Raw genomic sequence first — 21,284 nt, forward strand, 5'->3', positions numbered from 1 at the left:
TTCAAGTCGTCATGCCCTCGATCAGCGGCGCTAGTGGCTCGCTTCCGCTGGCGCTCTACCGCCAGGAAGGACAGGTCAGGATCGAAGCGACGGATATCCCAACCTCGCAGTCATCGCGAACCCCGCGAAGGACTGGCGGTGTTGAGGCGCTCTTCGAGAGCAATCGCCAATCGACGCCATGCTCAAAGGCGACAAGCAGGATCTCATAAAACATTGAAATTAATGGCTCCCCGAGTAGTTGGGCCAATCTCGAAGAAAATCAAGGTGTTGTAAAAGGTTTGGGAGAAAATCCGGCCCTTGAAGATAAAGGGCATCCGGGTCGCTCTCCCAAACCTAATGCGGCTCCCGAGAAGGGAGCCGAACCGACGCCCGGCCGGGAAGCGAGCGGCGTATGGACCGCTTTCGGGAGGAGGTCCGCCCATGGCTAGGCACAACCAAACCGGCCGCTCCAAAGGCTTCGGCCGCTTCGTCCAGTTCCCGGAATACATAGCGCGGTCTTATGCATGGAGCCGCCTCGCGCCGCTTGCGAAGGTCGCGTGGCTGGAAATCGGCCTTATCTACAACGGCAGCAACAACGGCTGTCTAGGCGTATCCGCCCGCGTTCTCGCCGCGCGCCTTGGCGTCAGTAAGTCATCAGCGACAAGAGCCATAAACGAGCTTGTGCGTTGGGGCTTCCTCGACCTGATGAAGCGTTCTGACTTCGGAAAAAAGAAGTCCGCCGCCGAATATCGCCTCACGCACGTCGACTGCAATGTGACGAACGAAAGACCCTCGAAGCGGTTCATGAAGATTGCAGACGTTGGGAGCGCGCAGCCCCAAAACGAGCTGCTGCCCGTAGGCCCATAGGTGGAACACATAGGCCCGTCTATTTGCCTAGAACGGTCCATGGGCGGGCCTTTCGGATCAGGATAGGCGCATAAGCGGGCCTAAACGCTATAAAACGGGCGGCCTCTTAGGCCCGCAGGTGGGCCACATATAATATGCCAGTAGGGAAGGGTGGTTGGCGTCATGCAAACTACGCGGAAAATCATCGTCAGGGTCGGCTTGCGCCTTTTCCGACGCGACTTTCATTCCTAAAGAACGCATTTGAACGCATCCGAAACGCGTTAGAACGGTCTAACGCAAATCCTTTCGCATGGGTCCGGACGCATTCGCATTTTCATCGTATTGCCAACGGATTGCGAACGCGTGGATCGGCATGTCTCGGGATGAACCCACGGGGTTAGGGCGGGTCGCCGCTAGCGTCCGCCTTTGGACACGCTTGCGCCAATCACGCGCACATAATACTTCTGCGTTCTTAGCAGGGAGCCAAGGATGTATAACCTATTGGTTTCAGCTTCTGATGAAGCGTGGCAGGGTGAGGCCTTTCAGATAGAACTTTCACGATGCGTTCGTGAGTATACCGACAGCAACATAACAGCCAAGCTCGGTGGGTTGGACGATACTGCTATCGCAGAACTGAAAAGGTTACCGTGTATATTTGCCTTTGAAGCATTTCTCGACCTCCCTCCGAAGTTCGGCCTCATCCGAGACATTACGAAGCGGCAGGGTCAAGTCAGACTGCAATACGAAATTCAGTCTATCGATCCCTTTCTTACTGCCGACGATTTGAAGAGCCTGACTTTCGAACTCGATATTGAAAAATGGGAGATGAATAGGACGCATTGGGCGGTGAAGGATGTAAACTTAGCCAAGGAATTGCGCGCAGCACGGGGTATCATACTTCCGTCTGCGAGAGCCGTGGATCTTTCCAATCACGTTTTTGACGTCGCGCTCTCATTCCCCGGCGAAGTCAGGCCTCTTATCGAGCAGGTTGCAGTAGACCTCGAAAGACGGTTGGGGCCGCACACTTATTTTTACGATAACAATTATGTATCGCAGCTGGCTCGCCCCTCACTGGACGTCTTCCTGCAAGAAATTTACAGGAGCCGTTCCAAATTGATCGTCGTATTTTTAAGCTCGGATTACCAAAAAAAAAGCTGGTGTGGTATTGAGTTTAGAGCGGTTCGAGAAATCATTTTCGAGCGCGGATTTGATCGCGTCATGTTTGTAAAGACAGACGACGGCGACGTCGAAGGAGTATTTCGGACGGACGGTTTTATCGATGCGCGTCAGTATAGCCCCTCCGACATCGCTCGATTTATCGAGGAAAGGATTTCTCTTTTGGCGCGAACGGTTACGCCGGGTTAGACCAAAGAAATCTGAAATTTTGTTTTTTCTGCCGAAACCTTGACAGTTCAACTCCGCACGCTTGTCCCGGGCGTCATTTTCTCACTTGGGCTCCGATCCGCGCGCGGGTGCGGAGCCGCTGAGGGCATGGCCGAGGTTTACGCGCTCCCGCGCCCGGGCGGCACCGCGCTCTGATCGGCCGGCCTTGCACGTGGCAGCTTACCTTGGCTCCATCCGGCAAGACCTCTAAGGGACACTACGGTTACGGGGTGCGAAAACGAACGGTTTCGCACAGGCAGGAAACACCCCTGAGCGAAAGTAGCGATTGTGTGTTTCGCCCATATGTGCGTTAATATTGACCATCTTCGCACAGGGAGAGAGCCCGTGGCGCGGACATTCGTCTATGCGCGCGTCAGCACGACCGACCAAACGCCAGAGAACCAAGTCCGGGAAATCGAGGCCGCCGGCTTCAAGGTCGCGCCCTCACGCGTCATCGCCGAGACTGTCAGCGGCGGCGTCCAAGCGGCGCGGCGCCCCGGCTTCGCCCGACTGCTCGATAAGCTGGAAGACGGCGACGTGCTCGTCGTGACGAAGCTGGACCGCTTGGGCCGTAACGTGATCGACGTGCGCCAGACCGTCGAGCATCTCGCGGAGCGCGGCGTCCGCGTCCATTGCTTGGCTCTCGGTGGCGTCGATTTGACTAGCCCCGCAGGCAAAATGACGATGGGCGTGCTCGCCGCCGTCGCCGAGTTCGAGCGTGATCTGCTGCGCGAGAGAACCGCCGCCGGTATCGAGCGCGCCCGCGCCGAGGGGAAACAGCCCGGCCGGCCGTCGCGGCTCACTGACGAGCAGCGCACGGCGATCAGGAGCCGTATTGCCGCCGGGGCGACGATTTATGCGCTGGCGAAAGAATACGGCGTCGATAGGCGCCTGATCCATCGAGCCAGAGATGCGGCCAGCGAGCGTTGACGCTTTCCACTACTATCGTCGCGAAACCCCTTGCGGTTGACGCTACGAAGGCGGCAGATTTAGCGCAATCATTTAAGCAGGATAAAGCTTATGGAGCAGGAATTCGAATACGACGTTGCATTCTCTTTTCTCGCGAGAGACGAGGACATTGCTTTCCAGTTAAACGACGCCCTGAAAGGCAGTCTGAAAACATTCATTTATTCCGAGCAGCAAAAACAGATCGCCGGAACTGATGGAGAAGTCGCGTTCAATTTCGTCTTTGGCGAGAAAAGCCGCGCCGTCGTGATCCTGTATCGAGACGATTGGGGCACGACCCGTTGGACGCGGATTGAAGAGACTGCAATAAGAAATCGCGGCTTTGAAAACGGCTATGACTTCGCATTGCTGATACCCTTGGATAAGCCAGCTTCCCGCCCAAAATGGTTTCCGCAAAACCGGCTTTGGATCGGCTTAGAAAGGTGGGGCCTCAACTGCGCGGCCGCAGTAATTGAAGCGCGCGCGCAGGAATTGGGTGTGACGCCTCACAGAGAGACTTTGGAGGAAAGGGCGGCGCGTCATGAGCGGGAGGTCAAATTCAAAAAGGAAAGAGAAGCCGCCGTCAACTCAACCGAGGGGGTAATCGCTTTTTGCAAAGCTCTAGAGGAAACGCGCGATAGGATACGCGAAGCGGTCGAGATTATCAATAAAGGTCGAAAGCTACTAACCTTCATTTGTATGCCTCAGCCAACCGGACCGTGCGCTGTTACTGGGCTTCATTATGCACTGATGGTGCAAGGACGGAGCGTCTACTCAAATACGCTGGAAGGCGCGAGTTCCGAAGCGACCATATGGAAAGATGGCCTCCCTTGGCCCGGTGCCCTGCAATTTGACAAGCCAAAGAAACTGCGAACCCTCGCATTTGCATTAGACTATCTTCCGAACAAGTCCTACGCATGGCGATTGCAAGACGAGGAAGGGACAACCTTCACGCCTAGCGAATTGGCCGACGAGATTTTGAAGTGGTATATGGATAACGGCGGCGATCCAGTCTGAGAGCCCGTTACACAGCCCTGCCGGCCGACGTGGTTGCATTTACAACATAGCGGACGCTCGTGCTTCTATGACAATCTGCCAACTGCTGACCCCTTTGATCGGGAAGGGTTCGGCGGGCGGCTCGTCACTACAGGGCAGACGGGGCGAGCCGCTTTCATTCACTCCCGGCGCCCTTGGCCCAGGCCTGCCCAGAGCGCTAAAATGGCCGGCGGGGGCGTTTCCCAAGCTACGGTGCGGCTCGACCGCACGTAAGGCGAGGGGGTCCACTTTTTCAAGCGCCCCGGCTTCGGGAAGCTACTCGAACCGGCTGGAAGCCGATGTCGTGCTGTTCGTGACAAAGCTTGATCGTTTGGGTCGCAACGTCATCGATGTCCGCCAGACCGTCGACCAACTCGCCGAGCGTAGCGTCAAGGTCCATTGCCTCGCTCTTGGCTGCGTCGATTTGACTAGCCCCGCAGGCAAAATGACGATGGGCGTGCTCGCCGCCGTCGCCGAGTTCGAGCGTGATCTGCTGCGCGAGAGAACCGCCGCCGGCACTGAGCGCGCCCGAGCCGAAGGGAAGCAGCCCGGCCGGCCATCTCGGCTCACCAGCGAGGAGCGCACGGCGATCAAGGCCCGTCTCGCCGCTGGGGCCACGGTCTATGGGCTCGCGCAGGAATACGGGGTTGACCGACGCGTCATTCACCGGGCGCGTGACGCCTCATGAGCGAGACCATCGCCGTATGTGACGATCTGTCGCCTGAGCAGCCGTATCCTTAGCAGTGACTGTTTGATACAAAGAAGAAGGATGGTCGCACTGGCCGGAGGCTGAGCAATTGTCCACCCCCGACCTGCTTTTCGCAAATCGACGGGTGCTCGTCGTCGACTAAGGGACACTTCCCCCGGAACAATTCCGGGGGAAGCCGGCTAAACTTCGCCTTTCGGCGATTTTTTCTCCGATGAGAGGCCTACGACGACGCCGATAACGCCGACAGCTTCGCGATGTTGCTGGAAGCCTGTGGCGCGACGGCGCGCGTCGCTTACAGCGGCCGCTCTGGGCTAGAGGCGCTAGAGGCGTTCAGTCCGGACCTAATCCTCGTGGACCTCGCAATGCCCGAGATGGATGGTTACGAGACCGCGCGTCTCATGCGCTCTGTTGCGGAGCGGGGCGTCAAGATCGTTGCAGTCACGGCATGGCCGCCTGCGATTATAGCGGATCGCGTCAAAGCTGCCGGCTTCGACGATCTTGTCGCGAAACCGTTTTCCGTCGAAGACCTGAGGCGCTTGATCGAAGACTGAAAGTCACCAGCGAGCAGAGTGCGGAGACTGTGACCCGCTTGGCGAAAGGCGATACAATCTATAGCCTCGCCAAAGCCTTCAACGTGGACCGCCGCGTGATCCACCGCGCCCGCGCCGCCACTCAGCGTTGATTGCCGCGTAAAGCCCTTCCGGAGGGCAATAAAGCCCTTGCGGACCCCCTTAGAAAGGCTTCATTTACGAGGAGCGGCAAAAAGGAATTAAAGATCAATCTAGGGGGCAAAAACCGTGACTTGGTGTGACAAATTAGGCTCCACACCCGCGGCGGGGTTAAAGCTGGATTGGCGGTATACAAGCGGAACAAAGCTCCTAGACGCTTTATCTCCACTGTTGGAACACCTACGCGATGGCGACGAACCGGCTTTCGGGATCGAAGCATTAGACCATTTGCAGGTAGTTCTGACCACTAATCAGGGGTTTCAATATTCAGTAAATCCAAGTCGTATATCCGTTACCTTTGCGTCGAGGGCAAAGATCAAACACCGCACTGCAATGGAAACAACAATCGAAAACTTGTCCGAGGTTAAACCTTTTAGCGAATTGCTGCCCCTCGTCTGTGAGAAGCTCATCGAAGCAGCGATGCTTCTTCCATCCGCCGAGAAACGCCGTTTCTCGCGCATTGGAATTGTGTCCAGAACATTGGCGCAGGAGACCGAATTTCCGCCTGGAATAAAGAAGCTAATCGAGCATCTTGGAAAGCCCTGGGCGGGTGGCCTGGACGCTTACAACGTCAGCTTGACGGCGCAGCTGGGTTCATCTTCTAAATGGGCGGAACGTTGCATTCATCAGCTAGCTAAATCTGACGCGGGAGGAGGTAACGTTCCGATCCTAAATCTCGATTGGCAACGCGCTTTCAAAGCCGAACAGCACTTGAACCGAGAGGCCCTGGTCAGGGAAATGAACGCAGCCCGCAGCGCGGCAGTCCACTATATGGAAGAGCTCGCCGAAGGAAATATGTTCGATGAAGACCTCACTGGCTGAGAAGACAGCGCCTGACTTTGACCGGCAGGCCGAAATTGCAACAGTCAATGACGCTCCACCGGCGAGTGCTTTTTCAGCTACGTCGACCCTTAACTTCGTGGGTCAGCGTGACCAGTCTAGGAACGCAATGGCTGCGCGAACTGCTGGCCGGTTGAATGCTGCGCAGGTTCCGGAAGACGAAGTGCGCGCGCTATTGACCGAGCGGGCCAAGTTGCTCGACAAGAAACTTGGCGGATCAATTACAAAACGGGAAGCTAACCGTCTGGAATACATCCGATGGTCCTTGGAACGCATTGAAGACGCTCGCTATGGACAGTCCTTAGATAGGCTCGAAGAATTAATTATAATGCAAGAGCGAATGGCTTCCGAAATTCATCATCTCACTAAGGAGTTAAGCCGCTTCGGCCCTCGGAAGCGCGAAGCTTAACGCCTTGTCATGACAGAAATGCGTTCAGTCGACACAAATGTCGGGCCGACGGTCGAGACATTGCAGCCCCTTGTCGCGCGCTCTGCGCCCGTGCCATCAACTGATTACAAGGTACATAAGGATATACTTAGGTACGATTTCTTTTACATGTGCGCCTATTGCAGTTTGATGGAAACTGAGGCCTCAGCCGTTCGCTTCACAATCGATCATTACGAGCCCGTCGCAGCTCGACCTGAATTAAAGTCCGATTATGGAAACCTAATGTATGCCTGTGAGCCGTGTAATAGCCGCAAGGGAGACAGATATCCTCCCCCTTCCGCTCGCGCCGTTGGTTACCGGTTTTTTCGACCCGACCATGATGTACACCCAGATCATTTCAGGCTGGAAGGAATGCGGTTAGGGGGTGAGACCTCTACCGGTGAGTACACAATTGATGCACTCGATCTGAACCGGCATATGCTTAGAAGACTGCGTGAGCTGCGCCTACGCAAAATGGCCGCTGAGGAGTATATCTCGGAAGGCGTAGCTGCGCTCAGGCGCTTCCACATTGATCGTCTTCCCCCCGAAATCAAGGGTAAGGTTTTCGCTGCAATCCGCGGAACTCTCGCGACCGCGGCTGAAGTTGCGGCAAAAGTCGATGAGGTGTTGCGGATCGAGGCGCGCTCACCCTTGCTTGGCGATGATCCAGACCCCGATCTCACTTCCGCGGAGGAAAGGGACCGGAAAGCCCGGTTGAGGGCATTGGAGGCCCTCTTCAACGCGAGCTGGCGTGGAAGGGACTAGACTGCGGCGCGCTGCGTTCCAAGCGAAACTGCCCGGCCCGGCGAGCAGTTACGCAGCGCAAAGCTTCCTTCTTGGACCGAGCGCGTATTTAGGGAGATAGGCGGACACAGACATGACGCTTCGCAGCGGCTAAGGTTGCCAAGGGTTCGGCTCGTCATCAGGGCAGACAGGGGCGAGCCGCTTTCTTTCCCTGCCGGCGCCCTCGCCACGCCCCCGAGCGCGCGCTGAAATGAAAATCCCGGTCTTCAAAATAAGCGAAGCCGCCGAGAGCGGGGCTTCGACGGCTTCACGCCGACGCGTTTTCAGGCAGGACGCGGCCGGCCCCATTCATATATCACGAGCAGCGGAGCCCGTATGCGCCTCATTCAAACGGGTCCAACTCCGGCAACCCCCAAAGTGAGCGCGAGCGTCAGGCCTCTGCCTGCCTGATCGGGCTGCTAAAATACACAAATGCACTTGCTTTTCAGTTAGTTATATCCTACCTTTCAAGTTAGAACAAACACCGAACATAGCTGGGCCTTAGATGACCGAGGAAGCCTCTAAACCCCCCATCAAGCCGAAGGGGCGCAGCGCCGTCTCGAATGGCACCCGCTTGTTCGCAGAGCCGGGCGTAGACGCGCGGACGATCTGGGCGCGGCGCTTTCGAGACCTTTGCATCAGCTTCGCGAACGACCTTGGCGGTTTGGAGAGCCTAACCGAGTTGCAGGTGTGCTTGATCAGGCGCGCCGCGTCCCTATCCGTCGCAAGCGAGAAGCTCGAAGCCCGCCTTGCGGCCGGCGAGCCCGTCGACGCCGAAGTAATGTCGCGGCTTACCGGACAGCTCTCCCGCGTCGCCGATGCGCTGGGCTTGGGGAAGTCGAAGCCGGCGGTCGATGTGGACGCGACCTTGGACGACATTTTGGCTCGCCGTCGTGGCCCCGGCCGTCCGCGCAAGGGGCCGCTATGAGATCGCCGCGTTACGCGCCGCGCCGGCTCCGTGTTGCTGTCGCTGGGGGCGCGCGATGAAGCCGCTCATCTCAATGCGCGACGCCCTCGCGGACGAAGACTTGTTTGGCCGCGTGCTCAAAGGAGAGAGTTGGGGAGCATGGCGCATCTTGCTCACGGCCGCCATGGGCGAGCCGCTGACGGATGAAGAGCGCTGCGTTTTCGAACAGCTGACAGGAAGGCCGCAGGAGCCCGCTGAGCCTGTCGACGAGCTTTGGGCCATTGTCGGCCGTCGCGGCGGCAAAACTCGCGCAGCGGCTGTCCTAGCCGCTTACCTTGCCTCGCTTTGCGACTGGAAGGATTTCCTCGCGCCCGGTGAGCGGGCGTCTTTGCCGATCATGTCGGCTTCCATTTGGCAGGCGGCGAAGGCGCGGAACTATCTGATTGGCCTATACAGCGAAGTGAAGGCCTTTCGAAAGCAGCTCGCTAATATCACCGGAACCGAGTTGTCGCTTGCGAACGGCGTTGACATCGAGCCCCGCGCCGCATCATTCAGAACCGCGCGCGGCGCCACCGCGGTGAGCGCGATCTGTGACGAACTGGCGTTCTGGCACTCGGACGAGAGCCGCAATCCCGACGTTGAAATCCTGAATGCAATTCGGCCGTCACTCGCCACGACGGGAGGAATGTTAATTTGTATATCTAGCCCATACGCAAGGCGTGGCGCGTTGTATGACGCCTACCGGCGCGACTATGGCGCCAACGGCGATCCCAAGATATTGGTCGCGAAGGCCGACAGCCGCACCATGAATTCGTCCTTGCCCGAGGCAGTCATTGTAAGGGCCTATGAGCGCGATCCGACGGCGGCCAGCGCGGAATATGGCGGCGAATTCCGGGCTGATATTGAGGCGTTCATCAGCCGCGAGGTCGTGGAAGCCGCTGTCGTCGCCAACCGTTTCGAGCTGCCACCGTCGCCAGGCGTTCGATATTGCGCCTTCGTCGACCCGAGTGGCGGAAGCGCAGATGATATGACGCTGTGCGTCGCGCATCGTGACGAGGGCGGCGTTATCATCGTCGACGCCATTCGTGCCGTGACGCCGCCGTTCTCGCCGGATGCGGTCGCGCAGGAATTCGCGACGCTGATTAAGAGCTACGGCCTTTCGAAGGTCCACGGCGACCGATACGCAGGCGAATGGCCGCGTGAGAGGTTTGCCGCCCACGGCGTCCGCTACGAAGTCGGCGCGAAGGCCAAGAGCGAAATCTACAAAGAGCTTTTGCCTCTCATGAATGCCGGCCGCGTCGAACTGGTTGATCATCGCAAATTGACCAATCAGCTCTCCGCTCTTGAACGTCGCACGGCGCGCGGCGGGCGCGACAGCATCGATCACGCGCCCGGTCAGCATGACGACGTTGCGAACTGCTTCGCGGGCGCCGCCGTGATGGCCGCAGCGGCTGGAACAGGACCAAACGTAATGAGTATGCCCTTCTCATGGGCCTAACAAACAAAAGGAACGAACAATGAACCACAAACTTGGCAGCCTTCTGCCGCGCATTCCCGCCAAGTATTCGCCCCTTCGCGAAGACGTTACGGCTGCTTTCAGGATCGTCGACCGATTTGCCTCAAAGGCGAAGTCTATCCGCGACGACGCCAACCTGACCTTCCAAGGCAAGCGCGCCGCCGTCCAAGCCGCCGTGAACGGCCCCGGCTTTGCGGATAGTCTCAGGCAAATTCGCACCAAGGTCGAGCGCCAGAGGGCGGAACTAGCTTCGTATCGGGCGCGCCTTACAGACCGCAAGCCGGTGACAGACGCTCTCGCCTTCCAGCAACAGGCTGAAATCCGCAGTTGGCTTCGAAGCCTTCCCCAAGGAGAGCGACGCAAGGCTGTTCTCAATGCGTCCGATCCTATGATCAATGAGGCTGTCGTCAACGCGCCTTGCGAGCTATCAGGCCTCGACGCGGATTTCCAGGACGCCATTGGCGAGACGCTCTCGATCGGACAGCACGGCACCGCCGTCCGCGATATCGTCGAACAGGAAGCCGCGCTTGACGAAGCGCTCGCCGCGATCAGCGTCGCCGAAGCCGATCTTCTGCGGGAGGCTGAGTAATATGATGTTTCAAGACACACGAACGCCGACAGTAGCGACGCTATCGCGCGACCGGGAAGCAATGCAGTCCGATATCGACCTGATCGCCGACATTCTCGGCGGTTTGCCCGCCATGCGCGCGAACGCGGGTAAATATTTGCCGCCGTATGACGCCGAGGGCCGCGACGAATGGCAGCGTCGCGTCAACAGCGCCCCATGGCGTGCAGAATTCGCCGACGCGCTGGCGACGCTTTCGGGAAAGCCCTTCTCGAAGCCCGTCAGTCTGCCGGCTGACGCGCCTGCGGCCGTCATGCGCTTCGTCGATGACGTGACGAACGACGGCGAGAACCTGCACGCCTTCGCGCGCCGCGTCTTTCAAGATGCAGCCAGCTTCGGGATCACTCTTGTTGGTGTCGCCTATGCGTCGCGACCGTGGGCGCGGTCGCGCGCGGAGGAAAAGGCTATCGGCGCTCGCCCTTACTGGTTCTCAATCCCGGCGGCAAGCGTCATCGCCGCATACGAGAACGCGCGTCGCGAACTGGTCCATATCAGGTGGCAAAGCGTCACGACGGAGCGCGACGGCGACTTTGGCGAGCGGGAAGTGAAGCGCATCCACGTCTACGAGACGGGACGCTGGCAAACGTGGATAGAAGTGAAATCGCCGCGGGAGGGCGGGAAGTACTGGGAGATGGAAGCGGAGGGTCAGCTTAATGGCGCGACGCTCCCAATTGTGCGCATCCGTTTCGGCGAGCGGCTCGGGGTGATCCGCACGCGACCGCCCTTGCTCGACTTGGCGCACATGCAGGTTGAACTATGGAGAGCGCTGAGCCGGTTGGATGAGACATTAACCTACTCAGGTTCCCCAATGCTCAGCGCGACTGGCGTCGATCCGGCGCAATTCGCGCAGGGTGGCTTAAAGGTCGGCCCGAAGGCTTGCCTCTTTGCGCCGGAAGGCGGCGCGTGGGGATATGTTCAGCCCGATGCCGACGTGCTGCGCGAGGTAGCCGAGCACGCGCGCACTGTCATTGAGGACATGCAGCGCCTTGCGCTCCAACCGACGCTCGCGAAAGCCGTCGCGTCGACGGCGACGGAAGTAGCGCTGGCGCACGCGAAGGCGAACTCCGTTCTCGAAAGCTGGGCGCTCTCATTCCGCGATGCGCTTGAACATGCGCTCGAACTGACGTTGCCAATGCTCGCAGTCTGGACCAATGCTGCCGAAGAAGAACGGGCGCTGCGTTCATGGGCTCCGACCATCAACCTGCATTGCGACTTCGACGGCGACGCGCAGGGCGCGACGGAGGCGCGTCTTGTCATCGACGCCGCCAAGGCTGGCGTCGTCTCCCGCGTCACAGCGACGGAAGAATTGCAGCGCAGAGGCATCCTCGGCCCGACGTTTGATCCGGCGGCGGAAGATACGCGGCTGGGGCAGGAATTGCCGGAGGCAGCGGAATGACCGCGAGGCTTACTGACGACGGCCGAAGCCAGTCCATAACAGGCAATGGCGCAAGCCAATTCGACGAGGATGGCGAGGAAGTTCCCCTCAGACGACGCAAAAATGGGCAAGCGCGGCCATGACCATTAAGGGCGGTCGGAACGCGCAAGGCCGCGCGCTTGAAGCGGAGGGGGCCACCAAGGCAAACGGTTAGCTGGGCTTGCAGAAAATTAAATTTTCGCAACAACGATGTTCATTAAAGTTGGAACATTGTTCGCACTTGCGGTCACCCGCGACGGCTGGCCAATTTTGATTGCGCGACGAAGACCACCGTCCCCCCCATTTACTCTCAAATTTTCCGCGGCGCGATGCCGGCGCGGGAAGTCGACGCAGAAGAATGGCCAGACGAAACGCCCGAGCAACCCTTACCGAATTGCTACGCGCGACACGCGTTGCAGCGGCGATGACAGCCGCCGGGACGCCGCACGCCGTCGACGTGCTCCCGGACGGGACCATAAGGATCACGCCGTGTGAAACCGTCGCCGTCCCCGCGCGGCCGGATCGTGTCCGCGCGAACGGCGTTAAAAATCGCCCGGTGATGTAAGATGAAAGGCCGCCCGCAATATCTCAACAAGGAAGTGACGCGCCACGGGAAGACGCTTTGGTATGTCCGCTTGCGCCGGGAGGGGCGCGACGTTCGCGTTCCGGTGAAGGGGGAATATGGATCGAAGGAATTCTTCGACGCCTATCGTTCCGCCTTACGGAAGGCGGAGGGCGAAGCGCCGCCGCCTATCGAGCAACGCGCCCGCGTCAACGCGAATTCGCTGCAATGGCTGATCGCCTCGGTATCGGGAAAGCGACGACTGGCGACGCCTCGCGCAAGCGACCCGCGACCAAAGGGAGAATATCCTTCGCAATATCGAAAAGAGCGACGCCGGACAGCTTGCCTATGCGTCCATCACGAAAGCTGACATTGTGGCGGCCCGCGACAAGCGCGCGGCGACACCGCATCAAGCGACGAATTACCTGAAAACGATGCGCGGCATGTTTCAATGGGCGACAAGCGATGAAATCGGATTGCTCAGGATTGATCCGACCATCGGCGTGAAGGGGTTGAAGCCGGCGCGCCGCTCGAAGGATGAAATCGACGAAGAGGAAGGCTATCCGGCTTGGACCGAAGAGGACGTCTCGCTTTTCGAGGAGCGCTGGCCAATCGGGACGCGGGAACGGCTCGCCTTTTCGATCCTGATTTATACCGGCTTGCGCCGTGGCGACGCGGCGAGGCTTGGGCGTCAGCATATCCGCAATGCGGTCATTCACATGCGGACGGAAAAGACTGGAATGCCCGTCGCCATTCCGATCTTGCCCGAATTGGCGGAAGCGCTCGCGACCGCGCCGCCGCGCGCGGATAGCTTCGTGACGACGGTCAGGGGCCGGGCGATGGCGAAAGAGAGTTTCGGCAACTGGTTCAAGAAAGCGTGCGTTGCGGCCGGCGTGAATGAGGCCACGGCGCATGGCTTGCGAAAGATCGCCGCCATTCGTGCGGCGCTGAACGGGGCGACGGTTCCGCAAATGAACGCAATCTTCGGATGGGCGAAAGGATCGTCAATGGCGCAAAAATATATCGAAGCCGCCGACCGTATCCGACTGGCGCAAGCAGGGATCAGCACGATGCGCAAGGCCGATATCATTGCGGCGCTTTGACCAAACCCTCAGAAAGGTGTTTCCCAAACCGCAAGGAAAACAAGGAGTTAAGTCATGAATGGCTCCCCGAGTAGGACTCGAACCTACGACCTAGCGATTAACAGTCGCGTGCTCTACCAGCTGAGCTATCGGGGAACGTCGTGGTGAGGGGCGTATACAAGGCGGGCGGCGATTTGCCAAGCCCCTTCGACCGGCCTGTGACGCTCCTGTTGAAAACCCGTCAGTCGACGGGCTCCGGGGCTTCCTGGAACTGCGCCAGCGCGCGCGCGATATCCTCGCGGCTGGGCAGGCCGGCTTCATTGCCGAGGCGCTGGACCTTATGCGCGGAGGCGGCGCGGGCGAATTCGAAATGGTCGCGCCAGGAAGCGTCGGGGCGCTCGAGGAAGGACGCGCAATAGGCGCCGTGGAAGACGTCGCCGGCGCCGGAGGTGTCGACCACCTTCTCCGGCGGGACGAGAAGCGCCGGCAGATGCTGCGGCGCGCCGTCGCCCTCGTACCAGAGCGTGCCCTTCTCGCCGATCGTCACCGCGCCCACGCGGCAGCCCTTCGATTTCAGCCAGGCGAGCATCTCCGTCTCGCTGAAGGACATCTGCTTGCAGAGCTGCTTCGAGACCACGGCGACGTCGACGAAATCGATGAGCTCCTCGATTCGCGGCCGCAGCGCGCCGCCGTCGAGCGAAACGAGGACGCCCTTCTCGCGCGCGGCCCTGGCGTAATAAATCGCGGCGTCGGCCATATGGCCGTCGAGATGCAGCACGCGGGCCTGGGCGATGTCGAGCCGGATGAAAGGCTGGAGGTAATGATCGTCGCGCGCCCGCAGGATGGCGCGTTTGCCGTCATTGGGCAGCACGAAGGAGAGCGAGGAGCGCGAAACCTTTCGCGGATGCAGGCGCACGTTATAGGCGTCCGCCATCTCCGCGAACATATGGCCGAGCCAATCGCGCGCTTGCGTCGTCAGCATGTGCACGTCGTGGCCGAGCTTGGCGCAGGCGAAACCGGCGGTCACCGCATTGCCGCCGAAACTCACAGCATAGTCGCGCGCCACGGCCTTTTCGTCGCCCGCCGGCATCTCGTCGGCGAGCATGGTGACGTCGATATAGGCGTGGCCGACGATGAGAGCGTCCAATGGCGGGCTCCTGCGTTAGGGACGATTCCCGCCCCTTAAGCCAAGTCTGCTTAAGCCAAGTCTGCGACGAAAAGGTCTCAGAGCGAAAAACTGGTTCCGCAGCCGCAGGAGGACACCGCATTGGGATTGTCGACGCGGAAAGACTGGCCCATCAGGTCGTCGACGAAGTCGATCTTCGCGCCGGTCAGGAAATTGAGCGAGGCGGGGTCGATGGCGACTCGCGCGCCGTCGCGCTCGACGACGGCGTCGTCGGGGGCGGGGGCCTTGTCGATGGCGAACTGATACTGGAAGCCGGAGCAGCCGCCGCCTTCCACGGAGACGCGAAAGACCGAGCCCGGCGACTCGCTGGAAAGAAGCGCGACGATCCGCTTCGCCGCCTGTTCGGTCAACGCCACTTCGCCAGCCGTGCTCTCCGCCATGCTCTCCCCCGAAACGTTTCTTGCAACCGCCCGAATTTGCGGGCTATGCGCTGCAACATAGGTCCGTCGACCGGGCCTTTCAACGACTGGAGCCCAACCGTGGCGCTGCGCCCGCCTCTCGCGCCTTACGCCTGCGACGCTGCGCGGTCCCGCGGGCGGCTTTACGCCGTGCCGGCGTCGCCGACCCGCTCCGAGTTCCAGCGCGACCGCGATCGTATCATCCATTCGACCGCTTTCCGGCGGCTCGCGCATAAGACGCAGGTCTTCGTCCCGCTCGACGGCGACCATTTCCGCACCAGGCTCACCCACACGATCGAGGTCGGGCAGATCGCCCGAGCGCTGGCCCGGGCCCTCGCCGCCGACGAGGATCTCGCGGAAGCGGTGGCCCTCTCCCACGATCTCGGCCACACCCCGTTCGGCCACGCCGGCGAGGAGGCCCTCGAAGCCTGCATGAAGCCCTATGGCGGCTTCGACCACAACGCCCAGGCGCTGCGAGTCGTCACCCTGCTCGAGCGCCGCTACGCCGATTATGACGGCCTCGATTTGACCTGGGAGGCGCTCGAGGGGATCGTGAAGCACAACGGGCCGCTTGTGGCGGCGGCGCGGGAGGGGGCAGGCGCAGGCGGCTCCTTCGAGACGCCGCCTTCGGCGGCTCCTCAGGATGAGGGCGAGACGCCGCCTTCGGTGGCTCCCCAGGATGAGGGCGAGACGCCGCCTTCGGTGGCTCCCCAGGATGAGGGCGAGACGCCGCCTTCGCCAGCTCCTCGGGATGAGGGCGAGACGCCTTCGCCGGTTCGTCAAAGTGACGGCGGGGCGCGCATTTTCCGGCCAGTCTCGCCCTATATCCTGGAATTTGACGCGCTCTATCCGCTCGAACTTTCGACTTTCGCCGGCGTGGAAGCGCAGGCGGCGGCGCTCGCCGACGACATCGCCTATATTGGCCACGATATCGACGACGGACTGCGGGCGGGGTTGTTTTCACTGGAGGCGATCGCCGCCGGGTCGCCCTTCGTCGCGGGTCTCCTGGCGGAGATTGACAGGAAACACCCTGGCCTCGAGCGCGGCCGTGTCATCCACGAACTCGTGCGCCGGGTCATCACCGGCTTCGTGGAGGACGCCATTGCGACGTCCCGCGCCCGACTCGAGCGCTTCGCCCCCCGAAGCGCGGCCGACGTACGCCGGGCGGCCGGGGCGATGGTCGCCCTCTCGCCGCAGATGATCGCCGCCGAGCGCGACCTCAAGCGTTTCCTCTTCGCCAATATGTATCGGCACGCGCGCATCATGGGGGTGTGGGAGCGGGCGCGGGACGCAATTTCGCGCCTTTTCCCGGCGTTTCTGGAGACGCCGGCGCTCATGCCCCCCGAGTGGGCGAGCCTCGCCGAGGCGCAGCAGGGCGCGGCGCGGGCGGTGGTGGCGGCGGATTATATCGCCGGCATGACCGACCGCTATGCGCTCGGGGAAGTCAAGCGGCTGTTCGGGCCGCGCTGAGGCTGAGAGCGCGAAGAAGGTGCGCGCCCGCGCGGCCTCTGCTAAACCCCCGCCAACCCCATTCCGACCGCTTCCGGACCTCTATGAACATCTTTGACATCTTCCACGACCGCATCGCCTCGATTCTGGAGGGCATGACCGCCGACGCCCGCCTGCCGGCGCTCGATCTGAGCCGTTTCGTGGTCGAGCCGCCCAAGGACCCGGCGATGGGCGATCTCGCCTGCAATGCGGCGATGGTTTTCGCCAAGGAGGCCAAGGGGCATTTCGCCAGCCCGCGCGCGCTGGCGACGGAGATCTGCTACGAACTCGCGCAATCCGAGGGCGTCGCGACGGCGGAAGTGGCGGGGCCGGGCTTCATCAACATCCGCCTGAACCCCGAGATTTTTGCGACGGTGCTGCGCGCCGCGCTGAACCGGCCGGAGAGTTTCGGCCGCGTCGAAAAGGGCAGGGCGGGCGCGCTGCAGGGACGGGTGAACGTCGAATATGTCTCGGCCAATCCGACCGGGCCGATGCATGTCGGCCACGGCCGCGGGGCCGTCTTCGGCGACGCTCTCGCCAATCTCCTGGACTTCTCCGGCTGCGAGGTGACGCGCGAATATTACATCAACGACGCCGGCGCCCAGGTCGACGTCCTCGCGCGCTCGGCCTTCCTGCGCTACCGCGAGGCGCTCGGCGAGACGATTACGATTCCCGAGGGCCTCTACCCCGGCGATTATCTCAAGCCGGTCGGCGCCGCGCTCGCCGCAGCGCACGGCCGCGAGCTCGTCGACAAGCCGGAGAGCGACTGGCTCCCGATCGTGCGCAGCGAGGCCATCGACGCCATGATGGCGATGATCCGCGCCGATCTCGCGGCGTTGAACATCGGCCACGACGTCTTCTTCTCCGAGCGCACGTTGCATGATCGTTCGCAGGGGCCGTCGAAGATCGACGCCGCGATCGACTGGCTGCGGGAGAAAGGCCTCGTCTATGAAGGTCGCCTGCCGCCGCCCAAGGGGCAGCTTCCGGACGACTGGGAAGACCGCGAGCAGACCCTGTTCAAGTCCACCGACTTCGGCGACGACGTCGACCGCGCGCTGAAGAAATCGGACGGCTCGCCGACCTATTTCGCCGCCGACATCGCCTATCACAAGGACAAGATCGACCGCGGCTTCGACACGCTCGTCGACGTCTGGGGCGCCGACCATGGCGGCTATGTGAAGCGCATGAGCGCCGCCGTCGCCGCGCTTTCCGACCGCAAGGCGACGCTCGACGTGAAACTCTGTCAGCTCGTGAAGCTGATGCGCGCCGGCGAGCCGGTGAAAATGTCCAAGCGCGCCGGCGATTTCGTGACCTTGCGCGAAGTCGTGGACGAAGTCGGCGTCGACGCCGTGCGCTTCATGATGCTTTATCGCAAGAATGACGCGCCGCTCGACTTCGATCTCTCCAAGGTCATCGAACAGTCGAAGGACAATCCCGTCTTTTACGTTCAATACGCGCATGCGCGGGCGAAATCCGCGCTTCGGCAGGCGCTGGCGGCGTTTCCCGATCTCGACGTCTCCCGCGAGGCGCTCGCTTCGGCGCGGCTTGATTTGCTCCGTGACGAGGGCGAGACGCAGCTCGCGCGCATGATCGCGCAATATCCGCGGGTGATCGAGGCGGCGGCGGCCGCCCATGAGCCGCATCGCGTCGCTTTCTACCTGCACGAGCTGTCGAGCGTCTTCCACGCGCATTGGAACCGCGGCAAAGATCAGCCACAATTACGCTTTGTTAATGCAACCGAGAGAGATTTAACGAGCGCCCGGGTTGCTTTGGTATTAACCTTAAGCATTGTCCTGGGGTCGGGCCTGAGGCTTCTCGGCGTGAGCGCCCCCGACGAAATGCGTTGACGCGCGACCTCTGTCTCTCGGTCACATGCGTGAACGCGCTCGCAGCCTGCTCCAGCCCGGGAAGACGATCGAGGTGTTTTATGCGTGAATCGTCCGTCAGAGGTCCCGCCATCGACCTGAGCGAGTTCGAGCGGCGCATGCGCAGCCGCGAAACCAAGCCGCCGGCGCCGAAATCATCCGATCCGTTGAGCGAACTTGCCCGGTTGATGCAGGGCGAGAACGCGGCCGACCCGCTGGGAAAGATTCTCCCCGATCCGCGCGCCGCGGCCCGGCCGACGCCGCCGCCGCCTCCCGTCCGGCCTGTCGCCCCGCCGCCGCCGCCGCTGCGCCCCGCGGCTCCGCCGCCGCCCCAGCCTTCGGCGCCGCCGCCGCAATGGGAGGCGCCCTTGCGCGGGTCCTATGACGCCGCGCCGCAGGTCGCGCCGGAGGGACGCTACTATGAGGACGAGCGTCGCGCGCAGGCGCATTATGCGCCGCACCAGGAGCCGGCCCATCAGGAGCACGGCTACGCCGAGCCGGGCTACGGCCAGGAGGATTACGGCCACGGCTACCACGGCGGCGCCGAGGGCGGCTGGGCGGATGACTCCGAATATCTCGATTATGGTGATGACGACTCCGAGCAAACGCCCGGCGGCATTCGCCGTTTCTTGAAGCCCTGGCACGCCGCCGCCGCCATTGGCGTCGTCGCGGTCATCAGCATCGCCTGGGGCTTCCTGCACCGTAACGGCGTCGGCGGCTCGAAGGAGATCGCTGTCATTACCGCGCCGGAAGGCCCGGTCAAGGTGAAGCCCGCTGCGGAGACGGACGAGGACGCGCCCAGTAAGCAGGGCGCCGCGGTGCTCGACCGAAAGGAGCCGACCCCGGTCAAACAGGTCGTGACTCGCCAGGAGCAGGCGGTCGACCCATCGGTTCAGCCCAAGGTCGTCACGCTCGGCGACGGGCCGGTGGACGCGCCGCATGAGCCGCCGCTCGGCGCCCAGCCGCGCAAGGTCAAGACCGTGACGGTGCGCCCCGACGGCAGCCGCGCGGACGACGTTCCCCTGCCGCCGGCCGCCGTCGAAAACGTCGAGGCGCCGCCTGTCGACGCCGCCCCCAAGGGCGCCACGCCCAAGCCGCAAACCAAGCCCGCCACGACAGCGCAGGCGCCGAAGCCCAAGCCGGCGCCGAAGGTCGCGGCCGTCGAGCCGCCGCCGGCAGCCGGCGAGGAGGACGGCGGCGCCGCTGCGCCGAGCGCTTCCTCGAGCGGGACCTACGCCGTCCAGTTCGGCGCCGCCGGCAGCGAGGAAGAGGCGCGCACGCTCCTCAAGAGCGTCTCCCAGAAATATGGCGTGCGCGCCACCTTCAAGCCCGCCAAGGTCGGGGACAAGATGGTCTATCGCGTCCGTGCGGCCGGGCTGAGCAAGGACAACGCCAACGCCGTCTGCAACAAGGTGAAAGCCAGCGGCGGCAATTGTTTCGTTGCGGGGAACTGAAGCCACCCGCCATTGCGACGAGAGCAGCGACGCGCTCCGGGGCGGCAAGGCCCCTTTGGAGGGCGTCGCAAGGCTCACCATGACGATCAACGCCGGATACGCCCATGCGCGCCTTCATCTGCGGCCTGAAGGGCCTCACCCTCGACGCCGACGAGCGCGCCTTCCTGCGCGAGGCGTCGCCCTGGGGCGTGATCCTGTTCCGTCGTAACGTCGAAAGCCGGGAGCAGGTCGCGCGGCTGACCGATGAGGCGCGCGGCGCGCTCGGCCGATGCGCGCCCGTGCTGGTCGATCAGGAAGGCGGGCGCGTGCAGCGCCTCACGGCGCCCAACTGGCGCGCCTATCCGAGCGCCGCGCGCTTCGAGGCCGCCGGCGCGACCGCCGCCGTGGCCGAACGCCTCGCCTGGCTCGGGGCGCGGCTGATGGCCCATGACCTGCGCGAGGTCGGGATCGATGTGGATTGCCTGCCGGTGCTCGACGTGCCGGCCGAGGGCTCGCACGCCGTCATCAGCGACCGCGCCTATAGCGCCGACCCGGCGCGCGCGGCGAAACTCGGCCGAGCGGCGGCGGAGGGCCTGATGGCGGGCGGCGTGGCGCCGGTCATGAAACACATCCCCGGCCATGGCCGCGCCAGAGCCGACAGCCATCTCGAGCTTCCCGTGGTGGAGGCGAGCCGCGCTGAGCTGGAAGCCGTGGACTTCCCGCCCTTTGCCGCCAACGCCGATCTGCCCATGGCGATGAGCGCCCATGTGGTCTACACGGCGATCGACCCGACGGCGCCGGGGACGCAGTCGAAGACTGTCGTCAACGACGTCATCCGCGGCCTGATCGGCTTCGACGGCCTGCTGATGACAGACGATCTCTCCATGAAGGCGTTGACCGGCTCTTTCCGCGAACGCGCCGAGCGGGCCATCGCGGCGGGTTGCGACATCGTTCTCCATTGCAACGGCGATCTCGCCGAGGCGACCCCGGTCGCCGAGGGCGCGCCGCTTCTCGCCGGCAAGTCGCTGGCGCGGGCCGAGAAGGCGCTCGACTGCGTGCGGGCGGTTGAGCCGTTCGATGTGGCGGCGGGCCTCGCCGAATTCGGGGCGGCGATGGGCGTGGTGGCGTAACGC

The 21,284-nt window shown here is 62.1% G+C and carries 19 protein-coding genes, 1 tRNA gene and 1 pseudogene; 18 read left to right on the top strand and 3 right to left on the bottom strand.

The window, feature by feature from the left end:
- Positions 1-420: 420 nt before the first annotated feature.
- From RVU70_RS15645 to RVU70_RS15710, 14 genes and pseudogenes are all read left to right on the top strand, one after another.
- Entirely contained in the window at positions 421-846 is a 426-nt protein-coding gene (locus tag RVU70_RS15645; RefSeq protein ID WP_363347920.1) for a helix-turn-helix domain-containing protein, read from the top strand.
- Between the two features lie 468 nt (positions 847-1,314).
- On the top strand, positions 1,315-2,190 hold the full coding sequence (locus RVU70_RS15650; protein ID WP_363347922.1) for a TIR domain-containing protein: 876 nt from the start codon (positions 1,315-1,317) through the stop codon (positions 2,188-2,190).
- A 363-nt stretch (positions 2,191-2,553) separates the two neighbouring features.
- The gene (locus RVU70_RS15655) at positions 2,554-3,138 is read left to right on the top strand and encodes a recombinase family protein (RefSeq protein WP_363347924.1); all 585 of its coding nucleotides are present in this window, start codon (positions 2,554-2,556) and stop codon (positions 3,136-3,138) included.
- A 90-nt stretch (positions 3,139-3,228) separates the two neighbouring features.
- Positions 3,229-4,170 (top strand): hypothetical protein, encoded by a 942-nt coding sequence (locus tag RVU70_RS15660; RefSeq protein WP_363347926.1) that lies wholly within the window; start codon positions 3,229-3,231, stop codon positions 4,168-4,170.
- A 67-nt stretch (positions 4,171-4,237) separates the two neighbouring features.
- Complete coding sequence (locus RVU70_RS15665; protein ID WP_363347928.1) at positions 4,238-4,876, top strand: recombinase family protein; 639 nt, start codon at positions 4,238-4,240, stop codon at positions 4,874-4,876.
- 257 nt (positions 4,877-5,133) lie between these two features.
- A pseudogene (locus RVU70_RS15670) lies at positions 5,134-5,448 on the top strand (response regulator); the annotation flags it as partial.
- Positions 5,449-5,796: 348 nt separating this feature from the next.
- On the top strand, positions 5,797-6,447 hold the full coding sequence (locus RVU70_RS15675) for a hypothetical protein (protein ID WP_363347930.1): 651 nt from the start codon (positions 5,797-5,799) through the stop codon (positions 6,445-6,447).
- Entirely contained in the window at positions 6,428-6,874 is a 447-nt protein-coding gene (locus tag RVU70_RS15680) for a hypothetical protein (protein ID WP_363347932.1), read from the top strand. The genes RVU70_RS15675 and RVU70_RS15680 overlap by 20 nt, the downstream gene beginning before the upstream one ends.
- Before the next feature lie 147 nt (positions 6,875-7,021).
- A complete protein-coding gene (locus RVU70_RS15685; protein ID WP_363351364.1) occupies positions 7,022-7,657 on the top strand; it encodes an HNH endonuclease signature motif containing protein in 636 nt (211 codons plus the stop codon).
- Positions 7,658-8,180: 523 nt separating this feature from the next.
- Positions 8,181-8,603 (top strand): hypothetical protein, encoded by a 423-nt coding sequence (locus RVU70_RS15690; RefSeq protein WP_363347934.1) that lies wholly within the window; start codon positions 8,181-8,183, stop codon positions 8,601-8,603.
- Positions 8,604-8,658: 55 nt separating this feature from the next.
- Positions 8,659-10,080, top strand: coding sequence for a hypothetical protein (locus RVU70_RS15695; protein ID WP_363347936.1), 1,422 nt, complete (start codon positions 8,659-8,661; stop codon positions 10,078-10,080).
- 19 nt (positions 10,081-10,099) lie between these two features.
- On the top strand, positions 10,100-10,687 hold the full coding sequence (locus tag RVU70_RS15700) for a hypothetical protein (protein ID WP_363347938.1): 588 nt from the start codon (positions 10,100-10,102) through the stop codon (positions 10,685-10,687).
- Between the two features lies 1 nt (position 10,688).
- Positions 10,689-12,119, top strand: a complete 1,431-nt coding sequence (locus RVU70_RS15705; RefSeq protein ID WP_363347940.1) for a DUF4055 domain-containing protein — start codon at positions 10,689-10,691, stop codon at positions 12,117-12,119.
- Between the two features lie 954 nt (positions 12,120-13,073).
- Entirely contained in the window at positions 13,074-13,802 is a 729-nt protein-coding gene (locus tag RVU70_RS15710) for a tyrosine-type recombinase/integrase (RefSeq protein WP_363347942.1), read from the top strand.
- A gap of 59 nt (positions 13,803-13,861) precedes the next feature.
- Here the strand turns inward: RVU70_RS15710 and RVU70_RS15715 are convergent.
- From RVU70_RS15715 to erpA, 3 genes are all read right to left on the bottom strand, one after another.
- Positions 13,862-13,937, bottom strand: a tRNA-Asn gene (locus RVU70_RS15715).
- Between the two features lie 85 nt (positions 13,938-14,022).
- The gene (locus RVU70_RS15720; protein ID WP_363347944.1) at positions 14,023-14,928 is read right to left on the bottom strand and encodes a PfkB family carbohydrate kinase; all 906 of its coding nucleotides are present in this window, start codon (positions 14,926-14,928) and stop codon (positions 14,023-14,025) included.
- Positions 14,929-15,005: 77 nt separating this feature from the next.
- Positions 15,006-15,347, bottom strand: a complete 342-nt coding sequence (gene erpA, locus RVU70_RS15725; protein ID WP_363347946.1) for an iron-sulfur cluster insertion protein ErpA — start codon at positions 15,345-15,347, stop codon at positions 15,006-15,008.
- A 99-nt stretch (positions 15,348-15,446) separates the two neighbouring features.
- On the opposite strand from erpA, the gene dgt reads away from it, so the two are divergent.
- From dgt to nagZ, 4 genes are all read left to right on the top strand, one after another.
- Positions 15,447-16,835 carry a dGTP triphosphohydrolase gene (gene dgt / locus RVU70_RS15730; protein ID WP_363347948.1) on the top strand — a complete coding sequence of 463 codons (1,389 nt, stop codon included), beginning with the start codon at positions 15,447-15,449 and terminating at the stop codon, positions 16,833-16,835.
- An 83-nt stretch (positions 16,836-16,918) separates the two neighbouring features.
- Positions 16,919-18,700 carry an arginine--tRNA ligase gene (gene argS, locus RVU70_RS15735; protein WP_363347950.1) on the top strand — a complete coding sequence of 594 codons (1,782 nt, stop codon included), beginning with the start codon at positions 16,919-16,921 and terminating at the stop codon, positions 18,698-18,700.
- 80 nt (positions 18,701-18,780) lie between these two features.
- Positions 18,781-20,172, top strand: a complete 1,392-nt coding sequence (locus RVU70_RS15740) for an SPOR domain-containing protein (protein WP_363347952.1) — start codon at positions 18,781-18,783, stop codon at positions 20,170-20,172.
- Positions 20,173-20,276: 104 nt separating this feature from the next.
- Positions 20,277-21,281, top strand: a complete 1,005-nt coding sequence (nagZ, locus tag RVU70_RS15745; protein ID WP_363347954.1) for a beta-N-acetylhexosaminidase — start codon at positions 20,277-20,279, stop codon at positions 21,279-21,281.
- The last annotated feature ends 3 nt before the right edge of the window (positions 21,282-21,284 follow it).

Source organism: Methylocystis echinoides, from assembly GCF_040687965.1.
In the GTDB taxonomy this organism is placed as follows: Bacteria; Pseudomonadota; Alphaproteobacteria; order Rhizobiales; family Beijerinckiaceae; genus Methylocystis; species Methylocystis echinoides_A.

What these genes read in the sequence shown, in the direction of transcription:
- RVU70_RS15740 (WP_363347952.1), top strand. Translation starts at nt 18,781, where the DNA reads ATGCGTGAATCGTCCGTCAGAGGTCCCGCCATCGACCTGAGCGAGTTC.
- RVU70_RS15645 (WP_363347920.1), top strand. Translation starts at nt 421, where the DNA reads ATGGCTAGGCACAACCAAACCGGCCGCTCCAAAGGCTTCGGCCGCTTC.
- erpA (WP_363347946.1), bottom strand. Translation starts at nt 15,347, where the DNA reads ATGGCGGAGAGCACGGCTGGCGAAGTGGCGTTGACCGAACAGGCGGCG.
- nagZ (WP_363347954.1), top strand. Translation starts at nt 20,277, where the DNA reads ATGCGCGCCTTCATCTGCGGCCTGAAGGGCCTCACCCTCGACGCCGAC.
- RVU70_RS15695 (WP_363347936.1), top strand. Translation starts at nt 8,659, where the DNA reads ATGAAGCCGCTCATCTCAATGCGCGACGCCCTCGCGGACGAAGACTTG.
- RVU70_RS15665 (WP_363347928.1), top strand. Translation starts at nt 4,238, where the DNA reads ATGACAATCTGCCAACTGCTGACCCCTTTGATCGGGAAGGGTTCGGCG.
- RVU70_RS15685 (WP_363351364.1), top strand. Translation starts at nt 7,022, where the DNA reads ATGTGCGCCTATTGCAGTTTGATGGAAACTGAGGCCTCAGCCGTTCGC.
- RVU70_RS15690 (WP_363347934.1), top strand. Translation starts at nt 8,181, where the DNA reads ATGACCGAGGAAGCCTCTAAACCCCCCATCAAGCCGAAGGGGCGCAGC.
- RVU70_RS15680 (WP_363347932.1), top strand. Translation starts at nt 6,428, where the DNA reads ATGAAGACCTCACTGGCTGAGAAGACAGCGCCTGACTTTGACCGGCAG.
- RVU70_RS15660 (WP_363347926.1), top strand. Translation starts at nt 3,229, where the DNA reads ATGGAGCAGGAATTCGAATACGACGTTGCATTCTCTTTTCTCGCGAGA.
- RVU70_RS15700 (WP_363347938.1), top strand. Translation starts at nt 10,100, where the DNA reads ATGAACCACAAACTTGGCAGCCTTCTGCCGCGCATTCCCGCCAAGTAT.
- argS (WP_363347950.1), top strand. Translation starts at nt 16,919, where the DNA reads ATGAACATCTTTGACATCTTCCACGACCGCATCGCCTCGATTCTGGAG.
- RVU70_RS15650 (WP_363347922.1), top strand. Translation starts at nt 1,315, where the DNA reads ATGTATAACCTATTGGTTTCAGCTTCTGATGAAGCGTGGCAGGGTGAG.
- RVU70_RS15705 (WP_363347940.1), top strand. Translation starts at nt 10,689, where the DNA reads ATGATGTTTCAAGACACACGAACGCCGACAGTAGCGACGCTATCGCGC.